Annotated in this window: 16 protein-coding genes; 8 read left to right on the top strand and 8 right to left on the bottom strand. The window is 64.0% G+C overall.

Going from position 1 to position 22,412, the window contains the following annotated elements; all coding sequences use genetic code 11:
* Positions 1-60: 60 nt before the first annotated feature.
* A complete protein-coding gene (locus LRQ04_RS12410) occupies positions 61-1,656 on the top strand; it encodes a serine/threonine-protein kinase (protein ID WP_235520464.1) in 1,596 nt (531 codons plus the stop codon).
* 14 nt (positions 1,657-1,670) lie between these two features.
* Here the strand turns inward: LRQ04_RS12410 and LRQ04_RS12415 are convergent, their stop codons facing one another.
* Positions 1,671-2,570 (bottom strand): TIGR01777 family oxidoreductase, encoded by a 900-nt coding sequence (locus LRQ04_RS12415; RefSeq protein WP_235520465.1) that lies wholly within the window; start codon positions 2,568-2,570, stop codon positions 1,671-1,673.
* Between the two features lie 85 nt (positions 2,571-2,655).
* Here LRQ04_RS12415 and LRQ04_RS12420 point away from each other — a divergent pair, with 85 nt between their 5' ends.
* Entirely contained in the window at positions 2,656-6,168 is a 3,513-nt protein-coding gene (locus LRQ04_RS12420; RefSeq protein ID WP_235520466.1) for a S41 family peptidase, read from the top strand.
* Positions 6,169-6,252: 84 nt separating this feature from the next.
* Here LRQ04_RS12420 and LRQ04_RS12425 read toward each other — a convergent pair whose 3' ends face one another.
* Complete coding sequence (locus tag LRQ04_RS12425; protein WP_235520467.1) at positions 6,253-6,681, bottom strand: OsmC family protein; 429 nt, start codon at positions 6,679-6,681, stop codon at positions 6,253-6,255.
* 132 nt (positions 6,682-6,813) lie between these two features.
* On the opposite strand from LRQ04_RS12425, the gene LRQ04_RS12430 reads away from it, so the two are divergent.
* A complete protein-coding gene (locus LRQ04_RS12430) occupies positions 6,814-7,197 on the top strand; it encodes a VOC family protein (RefSeq protein ID WP_235520468.1) in 384 nt (127 codons plus the stop codon).
* A 130-nt stretch (positions 7,198-7,327) separates the two neighbouring features.
* Here LRQ04_RS12430 and LRQ04_RS12435 read toward each other — a convergent pair whose 3' ends face one another.
* The 4 genes from LRQ04_RS12435 to LRQ04_RS12450 all read right to left on the bottom strand — a co-directional run bounded on the left by LRQ04_RS12435 (position 7,328) and on the right by LRQ04_RS12450 (position 12,863).
* Positions 7,328-7,681 carry a hypothetical protein gene (locus tag LRQ04_RS12435; RefSeq protein ID WP_235520469.1) on the bottom strand — a complete coding sequence of 118 codons (354 nt, stop codon included), beginning with the start codon at positions 7,679-7,681 and terminating at the stop codon, positions 7,328-7,330.
* A gap of 131 nt (positions 7,682-7,812) precedes the next feature.
* Complete coding sequence (gene sucB, locus LRQ04_RS12440) at positions 7,813-9,549, bottom strand: 2-oxoglutarate dehydrogenase, E2 component, dihydrolipoamide succinyltransferase (protein WP_235520470.1); 1,737 nt, start codon at positions 9,547-9,549, stop codon at positions 7,813-7,815.
* A 113-nt stretch (positions 9,550-9,662) separates the two neighbouring features.
* A complete protein-coding gene (gene lpdA / locus LRQ04_RS12445) occupies positions 9,663-11,045 on the bottom strand; it encodes a dihydrolipoyl dehydrogenase (RefSeq protein ID WP_235520471.1) in 1,383 nt (460 codons plus the stop codon).
* Positions 11,046-11,339: 294 nt separating this feature from the next.
* A complete protein-coding gene (locus LRQ04_RS12450) occupies positions 11,340-12,863 on the bottom strand; it encodes a leucyl aminopeptidase (RefSeq protein ID WP_235520472.1) in 1,524 nt (507 codons plus the stop codon).
* A 349-nt stretch (positions 12,864-13,212) separates the two neighbouring features.
* Between LRQ04_RS12450 and LRQ04_RS12455 the strand changes: the two genes are divergently transcribed.
* The 4 genes from LRQ04_RS12455 to LRQ04_RS12470 all read left to right on the top strand — a co-directional run bounded on the left by LRQ04_RS12455 (position 13,213) and on the right by LRQ04_RS12470 (position 18,441).
* Complete coding sequence (locus tag LRQ04_RS12455) at positions 13,213-14,151, top strand: proteasome assembly chaperone family protein (RefSeq protein WP_235520473.1); 939 nt, start codon at positions 13,213-13,215, stop codon at positions 14,149-14,151.
* Between the two features lie 35 nt (positions 14,152-14,186).
* Positions 14,187-15,554 carry a nitrate/nitrite transporter gene (locus LRQ04_RS12460; RefSeq protein ID WP_235520474.1) on the top strand — a complete coding sequence of 456 codons (1,368 nt, stop codon included), beginning with the start codon at positions 14,187-14,189 and terminating at the stop codon, positions 15,552-15,554.
* A 78-nt stretch (positions 15,555-15,632) separates the two neighbouring features.
* Complete coding sequence (locus tag LRQ04_RS12465; protein WP_235520475.1) at positions 15,633-16,892, top strand: DUF4192 domain-containing protein; 1,260 nt, start codon at positions 15,633-15,635, stop codon at positions 16,890-16,892.
* 244 nt (positions 16,893-17,136) lie between these two features.
* The gene (locus LRQ04_RS12470; protein ID WP_235520476.1) at positions 17,137-18,441 is read left to right on the top strand and encodes an RNA polymerase sigma factor; all 1,305 of its coding nucleotides are present in this window, start codon (positions 17,137-17,139) and stop codon (positions 18,439-18,441) included.
* 174 nt (positions 18,442-18,615) lie between these two features.
* Here the strand turns inward: LRQ04_RS12470 and LRQ04_RS12475 are convergent, their stop codons facing one another.
* Entirely contained in the window at positions 18,616-18,837 is a 222-nt protein-coding gene (locus LRQ04_RS12475) for a hypothetical protein (RefSeq protein ID WP_018778705.1), read from the bottom strand.
* 256 nt (positions 18,838-19,093) lie between these two features.
* Here LRQ04_RS12475 and LRQ04_RS12480 point away from each other — a divergent pair, with 256 nt between their 5' ends.
* Positions 19,094-21,202: a type IIA DNA topoisomerase subunit B gene (locus LRQ04_RS12480; protein ID WP_235520477.1), complete on the top strand. Its 2,109-nt coding sequence runs from the start codon at positions 19,094-19,096 to the stop codon at positions 21,200-21,202.
* Here the strand turns inward: LRQ04_RS12480 and LRQ04_RS12485 are convergent.
* Entirely contained in the window at positions 21,199-22,407 is a 1,209-nt protein-coding gene (locus LRQ04_RS12485) for an MFS transporter (protein ID WP_235520478.1), read from the bottom strand. The two genes, LRQ04_RS12480 and LRQ04_RS12485, sit on opposite strands and share 4 nt — an antisense overlap.
* Positions 22,408-22,412 lie beyond the last annotated feature (5 nt).

Genomic DNA, 22,412 nt, shown 5'->3' on the forward strand with positions numbered 1-22,412 from the left:
ACGAAGGTGGCCCTGTGGATAACTTCTGCACCGATCCCGGGTCTCCGGTAGACCTTATCCATGGAAACTCTCGATTCTGCTGATATGCCTCCCAACCTGCCGGGGTATCGGATCAGCCGTCAACTGGGCACGGGCGCGAGCTCCACGGTGTGGCTGGCGAGGAGAAACGGAGACGGAGAGCGGTTCGCCATCAAATGCGTCACGGTGGCCGCCCATGGTCCCGCGGAGGCGCAGGGGATTGATGGCGGCGTTTCCCGCGAGGCCGGCATCTTGTTTGGGGTAAAACACAAGCACCTGGTTGGCATTCACGACGTCGTCCAGTTCGAGATCGATGGACATGGAGCCCAAGGAATTGTCATGGACTATGCCGCGGGGGGCTCGTTGGCGAACCTGCTGTCCGGTCGGGGCCGGCTCCGGGTGGGGGAGGTTGTAACTGTTCTGGGGCCCCTTGCCCAAGCCTTGGACTACCTCCACTCCCAGGGACTGGTGCACGGGGACGTCTCGCCGGGAAACGTTTTGTTCACGGCCGAAGGAATGCCGCTGCTGGCAGATTTCGGGATCACGTCCAGGGTGGGCGACGCCCAAAACAGCCTGGACGTGGGTACGCCTGGTTTCATCGACCCTGTGGGCGTCGTTTCCGAGGGCCACGACGAGGGGGCATTGCGGCCGGAACGCGACGTGTATTCCCTTGCGGCTGTCGGATGGTTCTGCCTGACGGGCTCGGTCCCCGAACAGGCAGCGGACCGACCGCCTTTGTCATTTGTAGCCGACGATGTTCCCCGGTCCATCGCCGGCGCGTTGGAGGCCGCTTTGGATCCGGACCCCCGGATGCGGCCATCCGCTAGGGAATTTTCGACGGCGATTTTCCGCAGTGCAGCCCCGCAAGGAGTGGACCTGGCAGGGGCGGTGCACGCGTCCGTCATTCCGGAATTGCTGACCCGGCGGCAGGCGCTGGATCGAAAACCACGCCAGCGTGCCCGGAAGTTCGGGAAGCTGCACTCGCCCCGACGGTTGGTAAAGGCTGCGACACCCCGGCCACGGCGGACGCCCAAGCCACGCAAAAACATGGGGCGCGTACGGGCAGCCGTGGTTCTCGGGATCGGAGTCCTCGTCGGTGCCGCTGCGTGGGGCCTGTGGGCGCAGGGGAAGCCATCGGCGACGCCGTCCGGAGTGGGGAACGGTGCTCGCGCGTCCAGTGAGGGCCTGACGGCGGACATTCTGGAGTCATCCCGCCTCCAGGAAGGCCTCAAACAGGAGCTTCGGTCCGATGACCTGGCGGTCGTTGTGCCGGCGTTGGCGACTGTGCGGGATGTGGCGTTGCGTGAAGGCCCTGTGGAGCTGCTGGCTGTGATCAACGCACCGGGATCACCGGCCGAAGCCGCCGACCACCAAGTGGGGGACCACCTTCGAACAGCCGGCACGGTGTTTGCCGGACTCGCCACCACCGTGACGGCGGTGACCATCGAGGAACCCCCTCAGCCCGACCACGCAATGGTGGGGCTCGTAGCCGCTACGTCGGCCTATGAGGAGCGACTCTCCTCAGGTTCGGTGGTCCGTTCAGAGCCGGCGGGGACGCCGCAGCATCTCCGGCTGCATCTGGAGCGTCGCGACGGGCGATGGCAGATCGTAGAGATCCTGGCCGGCACCACGGGCTGAGCTTGCTGAAGTCCCTAGTGGTCCTTTGCCGATGTCAGCCATTCCATCGCTTGAGGAAGCGAGGGGTGCTGCCACATGAAGCCGGCGTCCGCCAGGCGTCCGGCGTCCATCCTTTGGTTCGCCAGCACGAGTTCGTCCGCCAGCTTTCCGAGGACCAGCCGAAGCGCCGGACGGGGGACCCGGCAAAACGCCGGCCTGTGGAACGCTTTTGCCAGGTGGGACACAATGGTGTTCACATCAGCGCTTTCGGGAGCGCAGACATTCACCGGTCCGTCGATGTCGGCCGTCAAAAGGTACGCCAACGCGGCAGCTTCATCGGCCAGCGTGATCCACGGCCAGTATTGGCGTCCGTTGCCAAAGGGGCCTCCGAGCCCGAGCTTCAGGAGGGGGAGCAGTGGCCCCAGGGCTCCACCTGACAGGCTGAGAACCACGCCGGTCCTCGGCGTTACTACGCGCACGCCCGGCGGCGCGGTCCTCGCAGTCCGCTCCCACTCCACGCAGAGGGGGCCTAGGACGCCTCCGCCGGGGCCCGAGTCCTCCCGGAGTGGGCCATCTGTCGTTGCGCCGTAGTAGCCGGACGCGGATTGGCTGATGAATACCGATGGCGGTTCGCTTAGCCGCCCCATGGCCTCAGTCAGGGTGCGGGTGGGCTGGAGGCGTGAATCCCGAAGCACCTGGATTCGCTTCTTCGTCCACGGGCGGTCACCTATGCCGGCCCCGGAGAGGTTCACCACGGCATCGACGCCCTGGAACACTTTTTCGTCCAGCTCTCCAGCGGCGGGGTTCCAGGCCCACTCCGCTGCATTCCTGGCAGGCCGGCGGACCAGCCGGACGACGTCGTGGCCCTGGCTGGCCAGTTGCTCCGACAGGGCCGTCCCGATCATTCCCGACGCTCCGGACATCACGATTCGCATGACCCATCTCACCATGGCGAAGGCACGCGGGGGAAACGCCCGTCGATGCCCGGGACGTCGGGTGGGTCTTGACTATGATCGAACAATGACCTCCTCCAGCTACCTCCGTTTCCCGCATGTGCACGGCGATCTGGTCACCTTCGTGGCCGAAGACGACATCTGGGTCGCGCCCCTTTCCGGCGGCCGCGCCTGGCGGGTTTCCTCCCAGCAATTGCCTGCACGGAACCCGCGGTTTACCCCGGACGGCCAGCGGCTGGTGTGGACGGTTATCGTCGGAACGTCACCGGAAGTGGTGACGGCGGATGTCGACGGCGGAGGGTACAGGCAGCTCAGCTACTTCGGGCACAGCACCACCAAGGTCAAGGGGTTCACCCCCTCGGGCCATGTCATTGTCACCACTGCGTTTCAGCAGTCCGAAAGCCGCCACACGTACGCCTACAGCCTTCCGCTGGACGGCGGCTCCGCCGTCGAACTTCCTTTCGGACCGGTCGAGGCCGTTGCCTATGGGCCCGAGGTCGGTGACGAGAAGCCAGTGGTACTGGCCAGCGTGCTGTCCCGCGAGCCGGCTTGGTGGAAGCGGTACCGCGGCGGCACGGCGGGCAAGCTATGGATCGACGCCGACGGCAACGGAGAATTCGAACGGCTGCTTCCGGAGATCGAAGGCAACCTGACGGACCCTCTGTGGATCCAGGGCCGCATTGCCTTCCTCTCAGACCATGAGGGGTACGGAAATCTGTACTCGGTTTTGCCTGATGGTTCAGGACTGCGGCGGCACACCGATCACGAGGATTTCTATGTCCGCCATGCCAGTACCGATGGCCAGCGGGTTGTCTTCGAATCCGCTGGCGAGTTGTGGATTCTTCCGTCGCTCGACGCTGATGTCCAGGCCACAAAGCTGGACATCAGCCTGGGTTCGGCGTCCCCGGCACGCCGCGCGGCGCCCCTGAAAGTGTCCGCCCACCTTGGCGATGTTGTGCCGAACCTGACCGGAACTGCCAGCGCCGTGGAATCGCACGGCACCGTACATTGGCTTCGGCACAAGGACGGTCCCTCGCGTGTGGTTGAGGCTACTCCCGGTGTCCGTGCCCGTTTACCTCGTCCGCTGACAGAGGGACGGATCGCTTACGTCGCAGATCACGGTGGAGTGGAGGCGCTGTACATCAAGCGCATTGCCACACCTCTGTCGGCTGCAGTCGAAGTGCCCAAGGCGGCCGTTGAGCAGCCCAAGCCCACAAACGACGCCGACCCGTTGCCGAAGCCGGTATCGGCGTCCAACGTCCTGGGGCAGGACAAAGTTGCTGCGGGAGTCGAACAGGGCGCCCACGGGGTGGCCACCGTTGGAGCAACGGGCAACGCCGGCGATGACGCCAGTGCGGGCCAGTCCGCGGACACCGTGGGCGGTATGGAATCGCCGGCAGCCCCAGCTGCGGAAAACACCGCGCAGCTCCGGATCGAATTTCCGGCCCTGACCCGGACAAGTGCGCAGGAGGCCAGCCCGGACGGCCGCTGGCTTGCTGTAGGCACATCGTTTGGTGACGTCTTCGTTGCCGATACCTCCACCGGGGCGCTGACACGTCTCGTGAGCGTCGGAGAGGGGAGCATTGATGAGTTGTCGTGGTCTGCCGATTCGGAATGGCTTGCGTGGTCCGAACCGGTGACTTCGTTCGGGTCGCGGAGCAAGCTCAGGATGACCCGCCCCGGCGGGAAGGAGTCCGCAATCGTGGATGTCACGGATGGCCGCTTCTGCGATACCTCGCCGCGGTTTACGCCGGACGGAAAGTTCCTCGCGTTCCTGTCCAACCGGAGTTTTGACCCCGTCTACGACGGCCACTCCTTCGATTTGTCCTTCCCGAGCCCCATCAAGCCGTACCTGGTGGCGCTGGCGGCAGACACGCCGTCGCCGTTTGGACCCTCGATTGACACGCTTGAGGATGAGGTCCCCACCCAGGAGAAGTCCGACGACGGCGCTGTCGCCACCGTTCGCGTCGACGCCGACGGGCTGGCGCACCGCGTTATCACCGTCCCGGTTCCGCAAGGCAACTATTCGGACCTTTCCGCCGCGGACGGTGCACTGTTGTGGTTGGACACTGAGCTCACGGGTGTCACAGGTGAGGGCAAGGGAACACTGCAGGACAAGAAGACGGCGCCGTCCCTGGTGCGTTACGACCTCGGCAAGCGTAAGCAGGCCACCCTCGTCAAGGCAGTGGACAGCTACCGCTTGTCCGGGGACTTGAGCCGCATCGTCTATGTCCTGGACAAGCAGGTCACATCAGTGCCTGCGGACAGCAAAGTGGACGACGATTCCGCCGAGCTGGTCAAGGTGGAGCTCAACAGGATCCGTGTCATCCTGGACCCCGTTGCTGCCTGGGGCCAGGCATTTGAGGAGGCCTGGAGGTTGCAGCGCGATTTCTTCTGGACCGCAGACATGGCCGGGCAGGATTGGGATTCGGTGTACAAGCTTTACCGCCCGATCGTGGACCGGCTCGGTACCCACGACGACCTTGTTGACCTGTTGTGGGAGATCCATGGTGAGCTCGGCACGTCCCACGCCTATGTGAAGCCGGCAGCGGTCACGGAGGCCGGACGGAATGGACAGGGCCGGCTCGGTGCCGAATTGCAGCTCGGCACGAAGGGCTGGGAGATTACCAGGATCCTTGCAGGGGAGTCCTCCGATCCGCTGGCTACTTCGCCGTTGACGCGTCCCGGCGCGGACGCGAAGGTGGGCGACGTGCTCTTGGCGATCGACGGCGTCGAACTTTCCGCTGTACTGACTCCAGCCATGCAGCTGGTGGGTGCGGCGGGCCGAACTGTGGAACTGACGCTGTTGAACGGCGCCGGCCACGGCGAAGCAGCCGGACAGCAGCGCCGGGTGGCGGTGGTTCCGGTGCGCGACGAGGAAAGGCTGCGCTACCAGGACTGGGTCCGTGCCAACAGGCGGACTGTCCGGGAGGCATCCAACGGCAAGTTCGGCTATCTTCACGTCCCGGACATGATGGCCAATGGCTGGGCGCAGCTCCACCGGGACCTTGATACGGAAACCGCGTTGGACGGCCTGATCGTCGACGTAAGGCGCAACCGTGGGGGCCACACCTCCCAGCTGGTGGCCGAACTCATCGGACGCAAGGTCACGGGATGGAGCATGCCACGCGGTGAAAAGCCCCGAACCTACCCTGATCACGCCCCGCGGGGACCGGTCATCATCCTCACCGACGAATTTGCCGGGTCCGATGGCGACATCATCACGCAGGTCTCGAAGCTGCGCGGCATTGGCCCTGTTATTGGCACCCGGACCTGGGGCGGCGTCGTGGGCATTGACAACCGGTTCGCCTTGGCAGACGGAACGGGCGTCACGCAGCCGCGGTACGCCACGTGGTTCAACGGGGGCATCGGGTGGGACGTGGAGAACCGCGGAGTGGAGCCCGACATTGAGGTCCTCTTCCCGCCGCACGCCTACGCGGCCGGTACGGATCCGCAGCTGGAATACGGCATCGGGGCGCTCAAGGAAATGATCCAGGAATTGCCCACCGATCGGCCTCCGCTGCGTGAAGGTTACCGGAAGGTGCGTCCGGCGCCGTTGCCGTCGCGTCCGCAAAGCTAGCGCGCATCCCCGAGCATGGAAGAGCCCCGCCGCTTCGCAAGGAAGCGGCGGGGCTCTTTCACGTATCTGGTGCTGAGGGGAAGCCTAAGCGGCGAGGGTGGCATCCAAGGTGATCTCGATGCTTGCCAGGGCGCCGGATACGGGGCAGCCGGTCTTTGCGTCTTCGGAGATGCGGCGGAAGTCCTCTTCCGAGAGGCCGGGAACCTTTGCCGTCATGGTGAGGTGGCTTCCGGTGATACCGGTACCCGGGACGAAAGTTACATCAGCCTTGGTGTTGACCTCTTCCGCGGTGAATCCCTCTCCGGCCAAGGCGTGGCTGAAAGCCATGGAGAAGCAAGCGGAGTGGGCTGCGGCGATGAGTTCTTCAGGGCTGGTCTTGCCGCCGGACTGCTCGGTGCGTGCCTTCCAGGTGACATCGAAGGTGCCCAGGCCTGAGCTGTCCAGCGTGGTGTTGCCGGCGCCTTCGATGAGGGTGCCGTTCCAAACCGTGTGTGCGGTACGTGTTGCTGCCATGTCCACTCCTTGGGGTCGTTGTGAGTCGGCAACCAGCATGGGCCGGTGCCACCGGGATCAATCCTAGGGATTTGGCGGCAGGACTGCACGGCCATTCTGCTGACAGTGGATTGTGACCCCTAGACTGGCCGAATGGACACACAGGAAAAATCATCCGGCGCCCAACGCCGTGCCCCGAGAATAGCTTCGATCATGGTTAACGCGGTGGACCCTTCCCGCCTTGCCGCTTTTTGGTCGGACCTGTTGGAGATGCCCATAGCCGCGGAGCATGAGGGATTCATATGGTTGCGTTCCACGGAGCCTGGCCTGCCGCAGTTGGCTTTTCAACAAGTCGCAGCACCAACGGAGGGCCGACGTCGCCTCCACCTGGACCTGCACGACGCCGACGCCGCGGCTTTGCGGGTGAAGGCCGAGTCGCTGGGGGCTACTTTTGTCGAGGGCCACGATATTGCAGATTTCCATTGGGACGTGATGCGTGACCCCGAGGGTAACGAATTCTGCATTGCCCAGGAGTAGCCAGCGCCGGTAACCAGCGTGGCTGCGTCAGCGTCCCTACCTCTTAACGCAGCAGCCGTCCCGCCCTGCAGGCTTGCAGGACGGGACGGCAGTGCTTTCTACGGGAAAGCTACCGCGGATCGAATCCGGTTCAGTTCCAGAGAGTGGCGATGGCGATGTTCACCAGGGCCAGGCCACCCACGCTGTGTGCCAGGCCGGTGGACACCGGTTCGCCGTTCTTGACCTTGCGGGAGCCAATGACGGCGAGGACCGCTACAGCCACTGCGATGGCGAACTTGACGCCCAGCTTGAAGTAGTTGGGATCGGCGTTGGGAAGCATCGGCAGGACGCCCATCATGGCAATGCCCGTCAGGAGCTGGAGGAACGCGCCGTCGCGCTGGCGGGGGTGGACCGTGGGCTCCCGGAGGGTCGCGATCCAGTAACCCACGATCATGGCTGCGCCGACAATGTGGAAGAACACCAGAATGCTGAACAGAATACTCATGGCTCCAGCTTATCCAGAGGGTTCTACGTCGCGTAGCAAAGCCACGCGCAGGTGGTTAAAGCAAAAGGGCAGGTTGCCCGATATCCGGCAACCTGCCCTTTCAGTTCCGCAGTGCTTACGGGTTCGTGATCCTAGAGACCCAGGTCCGCTTCGAAAGCACCTTCCTCAAGGCGGGCCTTGAGGGTCTGCAGGAAGCGGCCGGCGTCGGCACCGTCCACCAGACGGTGGTCGTACGTCAGCGACAGGTACATCATGGAGCGGATGGCAATCGAGTCGTCGCCGTTCTCATCGGCAACCACAACGGCGCGCTTGACGATCGCGCCGGTGCCCAGGATGCCAACCTGCGGCTGGTTGATGATCGGGGTGTCGAACAGTGCACCAACGGAACCGATGTTGGTGATGCTGAACGTACCGCCGGACAGTTCGTCCGGACCGATCTTGCCATCACGGGTACGGCCCGCGACGTCGGCGATCTTGCCGGCCAGGCCAGCAAGGTTGAGGTTGCCTGCGTCGGAAATGACGGGGACCAGGAGGCCCTTGTCAGTGTCGACGGCGATCGCCAGGTGCTCGGCGTTGTGGTACGTGATTTCCTGCTTGGACTCATCGTACGCAGCGTTCAGCTTGGGGTGCTGCTTCAGGGCCTCGGCAACTGCCTTGGCGATGAACGGCAGGAAGGTCAGCTTGACACCGTTCTGGGCCTGGAACGAGTTCTTGGCCTTGAGGCGGAGCTTGGCGATCTTGGTCATGTCGACCTCGTGCACCTGGGTCAGCTGGGTGGAGACCTCAAGGGACTCGCGCATGCGGCGGGCGATGACCTGGCGGATACGCGGGGCCTTCTCCGTGGTGCCACGCAGGGACGAAGCCACGACCGGCGCAGCCGACTTGGCAGCGGGCGCTGCAGCGGGGGCCGGGGCTGCCGGTGCAGCTGCAGCCTGCTTGGCTTCAGCGGCAGCAAGGACGTCCTGCTTGCGGATGCGGCCACCGACGCCGGTGCCGGCAACGGAGGTGATGTCTACGCCGTGCTGGTTGGCAAGCTTGCGGACCAGGGGAGTGACGTAGCCGGACTCCGAGGCAGACGTGTCACTGGCGGGTGCGGCGGCCGGTGCCTGTGCAGCAGCGGGAGCCGGTGCAGCAGGTGCCGGCGCAGCAGCGGGAGCCGGTGCAGCCGGTGCAGGCGCAGCGGCGGGGGCAGCCGGTGCCTCAGCGGGCTTCTCGGCAGCAGGCGCAGGTGCCGCGGCCGGAGCCGCCGCAGGTGCCGCGCCCGAGCCGATGACGGCCAGGACAGAGCCGACTTCAGCAGTCTCGTCTTCGTTGACGCGGATCTCCTGAAGGGTGCCGGCAACGGGGGAGGGGATCTCGGTGTCGACCTTGTCGGTGGAAACCTCGAGGAGTGGTTCGTCAACCTCAACGGTGTCGCCCACGGCCTTGAGCCAGCGCGTCACAGTTCCTTCGGTGACGCTTTCGCCGAGGGCCGGGAGGGTTACTTCGTGGCCTTCGCCGCCGGAGGCTGCGGGAGCTTCGGCAGCAGGCGCTGCGGGAGCCTCTTCTGCGGGCGCAGGTGCAGCGGGTGCTTCCTCTGCGGGCGCAGCCGGAGCCTCCTGGGCCGGCGCGGCGTCGGCAGCAGAGCCTGAGCCGTCGCCGATGCGGACCAAGGGGGCGCCAACTTCGGCCGTCTCGTCTTCAGCGACGAGGATTTCTTCGATGACGCCTGAGATCGGAGAAGGGATTTCGGTGTCTACTTTGTCGGTTGAAACCTCGAGCAACGGCTCGTCGATCTCCACCCGGTCACCAACCTGCTTGAGCCAGCGGGTGACGGTTCCTTCGGTGACACTCTCACCGAGGGCGGGCAAGTTAACGGATTCAGACATGTCGTCCCCGTTCTCCTTATTGATCTTTGTGCGGATGAATTCTGCTGGTCCGGGTCGGGTGCATCCGGCTGGTTCCGCCGCATGCACCCGACCCGTTTGTCTTGGGTAAAGACTTAGCCGTGGAGCGGCTTGCCCGCGAGGGCGAGGTGGGCTTCGCCCAGTGCTTCGTTCTGGGTGGGGTGGGCGTGGACCAACTGGGCCACATCCTCCGGGTAGGCTTCCCAGTTCACGATCAGCTGGGCCTCACCGATCTGCTCACCAATGCGCGAACCGATCATGTGGATGCCAACTACGGGGCCGTCCTTCTGGCGGACGAGCTTGACGATGCCACCGGTACCAAGGATGGAGCTCTTGCCGTTGCCGGCAAGGTTGTATTCCTGGGTCTGCACCTGGTCGTCGCCGAACTTGGCCTTGGCGGCCTTTTCGGTGTAGCCGACGGTGGCGATTTCAGGCTCGCAGTACGTGACCTTGGGGATGTTGATGTCCTCGACGATGGCCGGGTTGAGACCGGCGATTTCCTCGGCGACAAAGATGCCCTGCTGGTAGCCGCGGTGTGCAAGCTGGACGCCCGGGACGATGTCGCCCACGGCGTAGATGTTGCCAACGCCGGTGTGGAGACGCTCGTTGGTGATGACGAAGCCACGGTCGATGGTGATGCCGGCTTCTTCGTAGCCCAGGTTTGCGGTCACGGGACCGCGGCCGACTGCTACGAGCAGGAGATCGGCTTCGAACGTCTGGCCGTCAACCAAGGTGACCTTGACGCCGTCGTCGTTCTGCTCGACGCCTTGGAAGAAGATCCCGGTGGTGAACTTGATGCCGCGCTTCTTGAAGGCGCGCTCGAGGTTCTTGACGATTGAGGCGTCCTCGTTGGGAACCAAGGAGGGGAGGCCTTCGATGATGGTGACGTCAACGCCGAAGGACTTCCAGACGGAAGCGAATTCGACGCCGATGACGCCGCCGCCCAGGACGATGGCGCTCTTGGGGATGTAATCCATGGTGAGGGCCTGGTCCGAGGTGATGACCTTGCCGCCGATTTCGAGGCCAGGCAGTGAACGGGAGTAGGAACCCGTGGCAAGGACGATGTTCTTGCCCGTGTAGGACGTGCCGTTCACGACGACGGTGTTGTTGCCCTGGAGCTTGCCTTCACCTTCGATGACGGTGATGCCCTTGGACTTGATGAGTCCCTGGAGGCCCTTGTACTTTCCGGCAATGATGCCGTCCTTGTAGGCGTTGACGGCCGGCATGTCGATGCTGTCCAGCGTGACGTTAACGCCATACTTGGCGGAATCGCGTGCATGGTCGGCCAGTTCGGCCGAGTGCAGGAGGGCCTTGGTGGGAATACAGCCGTTGTGCAGGCAGGTCCCGCCGAGCTTTGCCTTTTCCACAAGGCCAACGGTGAACCCAAGCTGCACGGCCCGCAGGGCAGTGGCGTAGCCGCCGCTGCCGCCACCGAGTACCAGGATGTCGAATTCTTGCGCAGTTGCCTGATCGGCCACTAAAACGCTCCCTCGCGTGAGTGATGACACGGGACTGCGTGCCATCTGGTCTTTGGAACTTGTTCTGCCGTGATTATGCCAGCACCTAAGTTCTCTTGCATTTGTGACTACCGAGTTCACCTTAGCGAACCACCTACCCATGCTCCACCCTCCGCGGGCGTTTGTGGTGTGCTTGTGTCGAGACTCACGTTCACTTGTGACACAGCCCTACACGCCGCATAATTCCGGGGTTGTGCGGGCCCCTGGTCATGGATGCGCAGGGGCCCGCACGCCCTCGGAGGGCAGGGAATGCTGCTAGGCGGAGACCGCCAGGAGGTCCTCGGCGTAGGCAACCAGGGTCCGCACGGTGCAGCCGGTGCCCTGCTTGGGGGTGTAGCCGTACGGGCTGCCGTTGTTGAACGACGGCCCGGCAATGTCCACGTGGGCCCACGGGATCTGCTGGCCGTCGCCGTTCTTGCCCACGAACTCGCGCAGGAAGACCGCAGCGGTCATCATGCCACCGTTGCGTTCACCGATGTTGGCCAGGTCCGCAACCTGTGAGTCCAGGCTCGGCCGCAGTTCTTCGGGCAGGGGCATGGGCCAAACCAGCTCACCGGCCCTGTCAGCGGCTGACTTAAGGGCTGCAGTGACGGAGTCGGAGCCCATGACCCCGGCAGTACGCAGGCCCAAAGCGATCAGTTGCGCGCCGGTGAGGGTGGCCACGTCAATGATGGCGTCCGGGTGTTCCAGGCTGGCAGCAACGATGCCGTCGGCCATCACCAGACGGCCTTCGGCGTCAGTGTTAAGGACTTCAACCGTCTTGCCGCCGTAGACCGTCAGCACGTCGGCAGGCCGCTGCGCGGCACCGGACGGCATATTCTCCGCAATGCAGAGCCACGCGGTCGCCTTGATGGGAAGGCCAAGCGAGGCGATGGCCAGGACTGCGTTAAGTACGACGGCGGCACCGGCCATGTCGCTCTTCATGTCGCCCATTCCGAGGGCCGGCTTAATCGAGATGCCGCCGGTATCGAACGTGATGCCCTTGCCGACGAGGGCGATCTTTTTGGTGGCCTTGGCGGGCGCGTATTCGACCTTGACCAGTCGCGGCTGGCGGGTTGACCCCTTGCCGACGCCCATGATGCCGCCGAAGCCTTCCTTGTCGAGTCGCTTCTCGTCCCAGACCGTTACCTTCACGGGGAGGCCCTTGGCGAGTTCCTTGGCGGACTCTGCAAACGACTCGGGATACAGGTGGCTGGGCGGCTGGTTGACCAGCGTCCGGGTGGCATTGACTGCGCGTGCCAGCACGGTGGCCCTGTCCAGTGCGGGCTGTGCCTCCTTGGCATCCACGTCAGAGAAGATCAAGGCCTTGGCGACCGGGGCCTTGAGTCCGTCCTTGCTGGAGCGGTGCTCCGTGTAGGAGTAGGCACCCAGGGCTGCACCTTCGGCCAGTGCTGCGACGTCGGCGACGGTGGTCGTCGGGAACGCGAGGGTTACCGAAGAGACGCCGGCCAGCTGCCGGACGGCAGACCCGGCGGCGCGGCGCAGGGCTTCTTCGGTGAGGCTGCCGCCGTCGGGCAGTTTGCCCACGCCCGCCAGGACCAGAATCTCCGAACCTGATTCCGGGAGCCCCGGCAGCCGGTGGACCTGATCAGCGGCGCCTGTGATCCCCAGCAGCTGCAGGGAGCCGGCTACCGACTCGGCCGCCTTGGCGCTCAACGGGTTGGACAGCAGCACCGGGCCGTCCGTTCCCTGCGCAACGCCAAGCACAAGGGCGTCGCTGGGGGACTTTTTCAGGTCTTTGGCGATGATGCCCAGGATGATGTCAGTAGTCTTGACCACGAGGATCTGTCCTCACTTCTCTCTGCATTGCATGGCGGGGCCGCATGTTTGGCGGCCTGCCCCGGTTGTCGCCCCACGTCATCTTGCGACGGCGGCCTTGGTCTTCAGGGCCGGCGCCGCACAGGCGCCGGTCCGTTTCGATCGTAGTCTCTCGGGTGCTTTGGACAGCAATTAAATGAGAGCTGCAGCACAACGGGGGCAGGAATGCCCGGTCGAAGTGGTGCGTTGTACAACTAGAGAAGAGTGCCGCTGCCGGGCGGGGGAGACCCTGGTCCCAACCTCCGGCAACAGCTGGCCACCCTGAAATTTGTCGTTGTCGTGAAGTTTGTCTTCGTGAAAGGAACATGCCGTGTTTGAACGGATATCCGGCTCCCTCCTGGACCCCGAGTCGCTCTATGCGAGCAACATCGAGACGTTCCACAGCCCTGAACTCCGGGGCCTGGACATGGTCATGGGCTTCACGGGCTTCGCCGATGCCGGTCACGTGGTCCGGCAGATCAACGCCGAGCTCCTGGATGGAGACGACGTCCAGGTAGTTGCCATGTTCGACGCCGACCAGCTCATCGACTACCGCTCGCGGCGGCCGCACATCAGCTTTATCGAAGACCATCTTGAGGACTACCAGGCGCCGAAGCTCGGCCTGTACAAGTTGAACGACGGCCTCGGCCAGCCCTTCCTGCTGCTGGCCGGTTTTGAACCGGACCTTCAGTGGGAGCGGTTCTCCCGGGCCGTCGTCGGAATCGTTGAGAAGCTGGACGTGAACCTGGTGACGTGGATACATTCCATCCCCATGCCGGTGCCGCACACGCGACCGATTGGCGTCACGGTGCACGGAAACCGGCCCGAACTGATCGATGGCATCTCCAGCTGGAAGCCCACCGTCGACGTGCCCGCCGCAATTGGCCACATCCTTGAGCTTCGACTTACTGAAGCGGAGCGGAACGTGGCAGGCTACGTCATCCACGTACCGCATTACCTTGCCGAAGCCGAGTACCCGCCAGCCGCCGTGGCAGGGTTGGAGTACCTGGGTGCCGCAACATCCTTGATGCTGCCCACCGACCGGCTGCGTGAAGCGGGACGCGAAGTGGGCCGCCAGATCGCCGAGCAGATCCAGGCCTCCGAAGAGGTGCAGGCGGTGGTCTCCAACCTGGAGACCCGGTACGACGAGAAATCCGAAGGCATTGTGCGCCGTTCGTTGCTGGCCGACGAGAATGACGAGCTGCCCAACGCCGAGGACATCGGTGCGGCCGTGGAGGCATACCTGGCCCGTAAAGACTCGCCGCAATAAATCAGCTTTGAAGTCGTGGGAGGCATAATTGGGGGGTGAATGCTCCCCGCGCCTGGCTCATCTGGACAATCGGCGTGTTCGCCTACCTCGTGGCAGTCGCGCAGCGCACATCCTTTGGTGTCGCAGGCCTGGAAGCCACGGAACGTTTTGACGCCAGTGCCGCTGCGATCTCATTCTTCACGGTGCTGCAGTTGCTGGTTTACGCCGGCCTGCAGATCCCGGTGGGTGTCCTCGTGGACCGGTTCGGCTCCCGTGCCATGGTGGCCGGTGGTGCCGTCCTCATGGGCTTGGGACAGTTGCAGTTGGCTTTCGCTGAGAGTGTTCCCGGCGGGGTCCTGGGCCGGGTCCTGGTAGGGGCAGGCGATGCCATGACCTTCATCTCCGTGATCCGCCTGGTCCCCTTATGGTTTGCCCCGGCCAAGGTGCCGCTGGTTACCCAGCTCACGGGGATGTGCGGCCAACTGGGACAACTCTTCAGCGTCGTTCCCTTCGCGCTGCTCCTGCATTCCGCCGGTTGGACGCCGGCGTTCCTGACGCTGGCCGCAATGTCGGTGCTCGCCGTCGTTCTTGTGCTTGCACTACTGCGGGACGCGCCTCCAGGGCACCCGCCGCGGGCGGAAGGTCAAGGGCTCAGGGCTACCGGTGTCTCGCTGTCGCGTGCCTGGAAGCAGCCCGGCACCCGGCTCGGGCTCTGGAGCCACTTCACCGTGCAATTCAGTGGAAACCTCTTTGCGATGACCTGGGGCTACCCGTTCCTGCTCTCCGCCCAAGGCCTGGACGCTGGCACGGTTTCGGCGTTGATGGCACTCTTCGTGGCTACGGCCATCGTGGCAGGTCCGGGCTTCGGACGCTTCGTCGCCAAGCATCCCATGCGACGATCTGCGCTGGTCCTGCTGATTACGCTCGCCACGGCCCTGGCATGGGCTGCGGTCCTGGCCCTGCCTGAACGGGCTCCGCTCTGGCTCCTGGTGATCCTCGTGGTTGTGCTGGCCATTGGTGGCCCTGGATCCATGATTGGATTCGACTTCGCCCGCACCTTCAACCCTTCCCATCGGATCGGCACGGCTACAGGGATCGTCAACGTCGGGGGCTTCATTGCGGCGCTCGTCGCGATCTACCTCATTGGCCTTGTCCTGGACCTGCTCAACGCCAGTGGCTTCTCCGGTGGTGAGTTGTACGGCTTGGCGTCCTTCCGCATCGCCCTCAGCGTTCAGTTCGTGCTCCTTGGGCTTGGAACGGTCCTGATCCTGATGACCCGGCGCAAGGTCCGCCGGCAGATGGCAGCCCAGGGAATCCACGTGCCTCCCTTGGTGGCTACGCTCGCCAAGCAGCGCCGGGAACGGATAGAGCGGCGACGCAGCCAGCGCGCCGAAGCTGCGGGCGACGGGACGAACCGGGCCTAGCGCACCCGCGGCAACAGCTTTTCCACATACGGCGAAAGGTTTCTGGTGCCGCCGGCCTGGCCTGCGCAGGCTGGAGCCATGACAACCAACAAGATCCTGAGCATCCGCCAACCCGAAGACGTCCTCGGCTACATTCCGCATATGTTGGGCTACTGGCCTGAAGACAGCCTCGTGGCGATCACCATGCAGGGGAAGGTTCTCGGCGCGACACTGCGCGTCGACCTTCCCGCCCGACATACGCCGCAGGTCCTTGCCGGATTTGCCGACCGGGTCCGCAGCTACCTGATCGCTGACGAAGAAGCGGATGGCGTTCTCCTGGCCCTCTACTCCGATTCCGGTTGGGCAGACGGTGCCGTGGTCCGCACCATGGTTCCGCTACTCGAGGAGCTGCGCCAATGCCTTGACGAGGTGGATTTATCTGTTCGGGACGCGTGGTTGGTGGGAAAGGACTATTGGCGCAGCGCTTACTGCACTGATACAGGTTGTTGCCCGGTGCCCGGCCGCTCCGTCGACAGCATTAGGGACAGCAGGCTGAGCGCAGAGTTGGTGTACCAGGGGAGTATGGTCGGTCCACCACCGGGAGCGGGCCCAGGGACGTCGTCCCTCGCCCGGCCCGGGAGCCTTGATGCGGGAGTCCTTGAGGCGGAGACGCACTACGGTGAGCGGATGCTCAGCCTGTGGCGCAGCGAGCGGTGCTTGGATGCGGTCCTGGCCGTTTGGCAGCATGTCATCAGCACCCGAGGGGAACGTAATCCGTTACACCCGGGACAGGATGCCGGGCTTGTAGGATTCCTGCGGATGACACTGAAGGTCCCGGCGTGGCGGGACGCTGTCATCGTCATGGCAGCCGCCGGAATCGAGTCGGCAAAGTCCGGAGCCGCGGCATACGGGTTCTTCGATGATGAAGGCGGGGAAGACCCCGTCTTCGATCCGTGCGAGGTGGGGGTGCCGGCCGTTGCTGCCACAGCGTCCGAAGCGTCATCGGCCGGGTCGTGGAGCGCGGTGGACGTGTACACCTATGGGGATGTACTCCTGGGAATGCGGCCAGAGGTGCCCCTTTGGCCTCAGCTCCACGCGCTGCAACAGGTTATGTCGACTCTGTGCGTCGAAGAGGAAAACGGTGCCGTGGCTGCGGCAGCCTTGACCATCCAAGGCTGGATTTCCTGGTGCAAAGGCAGGGGCTCAATAGCCCATGCCAGTCTGGAGCTCGCAGAGTCAGCGTGTCCCGGCTACCGCTTGGCAGAATTGCTCACTGACGTTCTGGCGCAGGGTGCCATTTGCGAGTGGGCGCGGCGCCCTGAATCGGCCTGGCGGGGGCGGCGTGACCTTTCTCTGTAGTGCTTGACCATTTATCAGGCGTGGGTTTTCCAAAATCGTGAGACAATGGATGCCGAGACCCGGTTGGGTCCGCGTTCGAATGCCTGAAGTGTCCCGGAGATCGGGAACATAACAGCGTCGTCGGGAGTTCTACATAAGGACTCTGCAGGCGGCGATCACATTTGAAATTGATCGCGGACTTGACAGGGTCATAGTGGTGTTGCCCGTATGGTGATTCCACAGACCGCCGCTAGAAAGGTTTTCTGTGACCCCGTCTTCCGTCGAGAAGGAACCCGCCGACCTGGCCGAACTGTCCGCTGAGGAAAAGAAGGCGGCCACATCGGCAAAGCGCGCCGCTACGCGTGCTGCCAACAAAGCCTCAGAGGTTGGCTCTGACAAGCCTGCACCCAAGAAGCGCGGACCCAAGCCCGGCGCGAAGGCCGCCGCTGAAGCCGCGAACCAGTCCTCAGACGCCGAGGACGCCAACGCCGAAGACGAAGACTTCGATCCCGCTGCAGCGGAAGAGGTTGAAGTCGGAGATGACGACGCAGAGGATGCCGCTGCCCCCAAGGAAAAGGCAGCTCCGTCCGGTTCGGGGTTCGTTTACTCTGATGCCGATGATGACGATGCTCCCGTGCAGCAGGTCATGTCGGCCGGCGCTACGGCCGACCCCGTCAAGGACTACCTGAAGCAGATCGGTAAGGTCGCCCTGCTGAATGCCGAGCAGGAAGTCGACCTCGCCCTCCGCATTGAAGCCGGACTCTTCGCCGAAGAAAAGATCAACGCTGACGACGGATCCATGGACCCAAAGCTCAAGCGCGAACTCGAATTCGTGATCCACGACGGCAAGCGCGCCAAGAACCACCTCCTTGAGGCCAACCTGCGACTCGTTGTTTCGCTGGCCAAGCGCTACACCGGGCGTGGCATGCTCTTCCTCGACCTGATCCAGGAAGGCAACCTGGGCCTCATCCGCGCCGTGGAGAAGTTCGACTACACCAAGGGCTTCAAGTTCTCCACCTACGCCACCTGGTGGATCCGCCAGGCCATCACCCGCGCGATGGCTGACCAGGCCCGCACTATCCGTATCCCGGTGCACATGGTGGAAGTCATCAACAAGCTGGCCCGTGTCCAGCGGCAGATGCTCCAGGACCTCGGCCGCGAACCTACGCCGGAAGAATTGGCGTTGGAACTGGACATGACGCCCGAGAAGGTCGTCGAAGTCCAGAAGTACGGCCGTGAGCCTATTTCCCTGCACACCCCGTTGGGTGAGGACGGCGACTCGGAGTTCGGTGACCTGATCGAGGACTCGGAAGCTGTTGTTCCCGCGGACGCGGTCAGCTTCACCCTCCTCCAGGAGCAGCTGCATTCCGTCCTGGACACCCTTTCCGAGCGTGAAGCCGGCGTCGTGGCCATGCGCTTCGGCCTGACCGACGGCCAGCCGAAGACTTTAGACGAAATCGGCAAGGTCTATGGAGTGACGCGCGAGCGTATCCGTCAGATCGAATCGAAGACCATGTCCAAGTTGCGGCACCCCTCCCGCTCACAGGTCCTCCGGGACTACCTGGACTAAACAGTTCGATGCACCCAGTGTGCGGCCCAGTCGGATCTCCGGCTGGGCCGCTTTCTTGCCCGCGGCGCGCCCGGCGTCTGAACCTGGGTGGGGACAACGCAAAAGGGCTCCTCCCGATCGGGAGGAGCCCTGTGCGCTCAAACGGTTTTCCGGACTTTGCCGGTGTGCCCTGCCTTAGTCGACGGGGACGGGAGCCTTCTCGTTGAGGCGCTCGGTCTCATCGTGCCAGTCCGAAGTCATGGGCCGAAGCGTAGCTTCTACTGCACGTGCGTGGTGGCCGCAGAAGAGCAGTTCACCACCGGAGGACTCGAGTACAACGCGGACATACGCCTGGGCTCCGCAACGATCGCACCGGTCAGCTGCGTTCAGCGTGCGGTCTGCAACTGCTGTTGTCATGTCGGCCTCCTTAGTAGTTCTGTATATCCATATAACCAGCATTCGATGCAGATCCATGGCAAGGATGGGTCACTTTCGCTGTCCGCGTATCACATGTGCGTAACGTAACCTTCCGGGTTGCCCTGGCCCGGGAGTGGCAACCCGTACCTGTCGGTGGCCGCAGCTAGCCTAGTATTGGCAGTGTTTGCCTTGAATTACCAGCGATATCACGGCTGGGAAACACCCTGAGATATACCCCTGAAGGAGCACACCGCGAGTGGCACCGAGTTCTGAATACAACGCCCGGCACCTGTCTGTCCTTGAAGGCCTGGAAGCCGTTCGAAAGCGTCCGGGCATGTACATCGGTTCCACCGACTCCCGCGGCCTCATGCACTGTTTGTGGGAGATCATCGACAACTCGGTGGATGAGGCGTTGGCAGGTTTCGGCCACGACATCAAGGTGATCCTGCATGCCGACAATTCTGTCGAAATTCACGACGACGGCCGTGGCATCCCCGTGGACGTCGAGCCAAAAACCGGACTCTCCGGCGTCGAGGTGGTCTTTACCAAACTGCACGCAGGTGGCAAGTTCGGCGGCGGTTCGTACACTGCTTCCGGTGGCCTGCATGGCGTGGGTGCGTCGGTAGTCAACGCGTTGTCGAGCCGGCTGGACGTCCAGGTGGACCGGGGGAGCAAGACTTACCAGATGTCGTTCCGCCGCGGCGAGCCCGGCCGGTTCGTGGACCCAGGTTCCAAGCCCGGGCCCGACGCCCCGTTTGAGCCCTTCGTGGAGAAGTCCGTGCTGGATGTCGTGGGGAAGGCCAAGCGTGGCGTGACCGGTACCCGCATCCGGTATTGGGCAGACCGCCAGATTTTTACTCCTGACGCAAAGTTCTCCTATGACGACCTGGCGGCGCGTGCCCGCCAGACGTCTTTCCTGGTTCCGGGCCTGAAAATTACGGTCCGTGATGAGCGGAAGCTGGCCGGGACGCCAGGCGAGAACGGTGCCCACGAAGAGGTATTCCACCACGACGGTGGGATCTCCGAGTTTGTCGAATTCCTTGCAGCCGATTCCGGTGTGACTGACGTCTGGCGTCTTCATGGTTCAGGAAAGTTCAAGGAAACCGTGCCCGTCCTGGACGAAAACGGCCACAGCAAGATTGCGGAAGTCGAGCGCGACTGCGAGGTGGATATTGCCCTGCGCTGGGGTATCGGGTACGAGACCACCATGCGCAGCTTCGTTAACATCATCGCCACCCCCAAAGGCGGCACCCACCAGTCGGGGTTTGAGGCTGCCCTCCTGAAGACTTTCCGCAAAGCGGTGGAGACCAATGCCCGCAAGTTGAAAGCCGGCAACGACAAGATCGAGAAAGACGACATCCTCGCAGGGCTGACCGCCGTGTTGACAGTGCGTTTGGCCGAGCCCCAGTTCGAAGGGCAGACCAAGGAAATTCTCGGCACCTCCGCGGTCAGGGCGATCGTGGCGAAGGTCGTTGAAAAGGAAATCACCTCCCGGCTGAATTCGGCCAACCGCAACGACAAGGCCCAGTCGGCGCTTCTTCTGGAGAAGATGGTCAGCGAGATGAAGTCGCGCATCTCGGCCCGTGTCCATAAGGAAACCCAGCGTCGCAAGAACGCCCTGGAAACCTCGTCAATGCCCACGAAGCTCGCGGATTGCCGCACCGACGACGTTGCCCGCTCGGAACTGTTCATCGTTGAGGGCGACTCCGCGCTGGGTACCGCCAAGCTCGCGCGCTCATCCGACTTCCAGGCGCTGCTTCCGATTCGAGGCAAGATCCTCAACGTGCAAAAGGCCTCGGTGGGGGACATGCTCTCCAACGCTGAGTGCGCGGCACTGATCCAGGTGGTGGGGGCAGGCTCGGGCCGCAGTTTCGATATTGACGCTGCCAGGTATGGCAAGGTCATCCTCATGACCGACGCCGACGTCGATGGCGCGCACATCCGCACCCTTCTGCTGACGTTGTTCTTCCGCTACATGCGTCCCATGGTTGAAGCCGGCCGGGTATTTGCCGCCGTTCCGCCACTGCACAGGGTTGAGGTCATCAACCCCGGCCAGAAGGCCAACGAGATGATCTACACCTACTCCGAGGCTGAGCTTCACGTGCTCCTCAACAACCTCGCCAAGGAGGGCAAGCGCTACAAAGAGCCCATCCAGCGGTACAAAGGCCTTGGTGAAATGGATGCTCAACAACTGGCCGAGACCACCATGGATCCGCGGCACAGGACCCTCCGGAAGGTGGGCATCGACAGCGCGCAGCGGGCAGAAGAAGTGTTCGACCTCTTGATGGGTTCGGACGTGGCACCGCGCAAGGAGTTCATTATTGCCGGGGCAGCGACACTCGACAGGGAACGTATCGACGCTTAGGCGCTGGGCGTAGCCGGCGCGTCGTTGTCCTTTGCGGTGCGGCCGGCGGGGGCCGCCACGGCTGCTGCTCCCACGGCCAGGGCCAACGCACCCAGTCCCCATGGCAGCCCGGCGCCGACCGCAACTCCGCCCACCAGCAACGGGCCGCCTGCATCGCCAAGCTCGCGTCCGAGCTCCGCCGACCCCATGGTCCGGCCCAGGCGCTCCGGAGGGGTCGAGTCGGCGAGATGGGCAAAGGCCAGCGGCGTCGCGACGCCTATTCCGAGCCCGATCAGGACAGCGGCGCCGTACGTCCAGCCGGCGCCGGGAAGGAGCGCGGCTACGAGCGTGCCGACGGCAATGGCCCCCAGTCCGGCCATCATGCCAGGCCTATCGGCAAGCCGGCCCCGGTCCCGCAGGCTGCCAATCCGTGGCTGTACCAGGGATGAGGCAACGGCGAGCACCGTCACGACGGCAACACTGCCGGAGGTGCCGAGGCCTTCGCGGGCAGCAAGAGCCGGGAGGAATCCGACGGCGGCACCCAGGGCTCCCGTCGCGGCGGCGAGGACCAGCGTGGGTCCCAGGAACGAGCGCTCCGTGCTTTGGTGCCACACATCGACGATGGTGTACCTGGGCCGGGGAAGCGGTGCCAGCGGCGGAACGGCGAACGCAGCCCACGCTGCCACCACAAGGCCCAGGGCCGACAGGACAAGGAACAGCAAGGCGAAGCCGCCGGCCACGATGGCCAGGGCCCCCAGGAGTGGCCCTATGGCGTAGCCCAGTCCTTTCCACGAGCCGTAGCGGCCAAAGTAGCGACCGGTCCTTCCCCCGGCCAGCCGGGCAACGCCCGCAGATGAGGCGGGGGAGAACGCCGACGCTGCCATTCCCTGTCCCAGGCGGGCTGCGGCAAGCATTGCCGGCTGATCTGCCCAGAGGCCGATTAGGGAAGCGGCGGAGAAAGCAACCAGACCGCCCACGATCACCGGCTTGGGGCCGATGCGGTCGCTGAGCGCGCCAAAGACGGGCTTGAGGAACACCTCGGCGATGTCGTAAAGGGCCAGCAGGACGCCGAGTCCCAGGAGGCTGAGCCCGATGTCCGCGCTTTCGGCCCCCAGCCCGGCGGCGACGGCGTGGGCGCCGAACGCGGTGGTAAATCCTGCTGCATAAAGGGGCCATCGATGGGCCGCGACCAAGCGCGCTGAGTGGGACGGTTCTGAGGCATTCACGAAAC

Source organism: Paenarthrobacter sp. AR 02 (genome assembly GCF_021538675.1).
Lineage (GTDB): Bacteria > Actinomycetota > Actinomycetes > Actinomycetales > Micrococcaceae > Arthrobacter.

Coding starts and splice junctions, on each gene's coding strand:
- LRQ04_RS12435 (WP_235520469.1), bottom strand. CDS start 7,681: ATGAGTATTCTGTTCAGCATTCTGGTGTTCTTCCACATTGTCGGCGCA.
- LRQ04_RS12465 (WP_235520475.1), top strand. CDS start 15,633: ATGACAACCAACAAGATCCTGAGCATCCGCCAACCCGAAGACGTCCTC.
- LRQ04_RS12425 (WP_235520467.1), bottom strand. CDS start 6,681: ATGGCAGCAACACGTACCGCACACACGGTTTGGAACGGCACCCTCATC.
- sucB (WP_235520470.1), bottom strand. CDS start 9,549: ATGTCTGAATCCGTTAACTTGCCCGCCCTCGGTGAGAGTGTCACCGAA.
- LRQ04_RS12415 (WP_235520465.1), bottom strand. CDS start 2,570: ATGCGAATCGTGATGTCCGGAGCGTCGGGAATGATCGGGACGGCCCTG.
- LRQ04_RS12475 (WP_018778705.1), bottom strand. CDS start 18,837: ATGACAACAGCAGTTGCAGACCGCACGCTGAACGCAGCTGACCGGTGC.
- LRQ04_RS12420 (WP_235520466.1), top strand. CDS start 2,656: ATGACCTCCTCCAGCTACCTCCGTTTCCCGCATGTGCACGGCGATCTG.
- LRQ04_RS12410 (WP_235520464.1), top strand. CDS start 61: ATGGAAACTCTCGATTCTGCTGATATGCCTCCCAACCTGCCGGGGTAT.
- LRQ04_RS12430 (WP_235520468.1), top strand. CDS start 6,814: ATGGACACACAGGAAAAATCATCCGGCGCCCAACGCCGTGCCCCGAGA.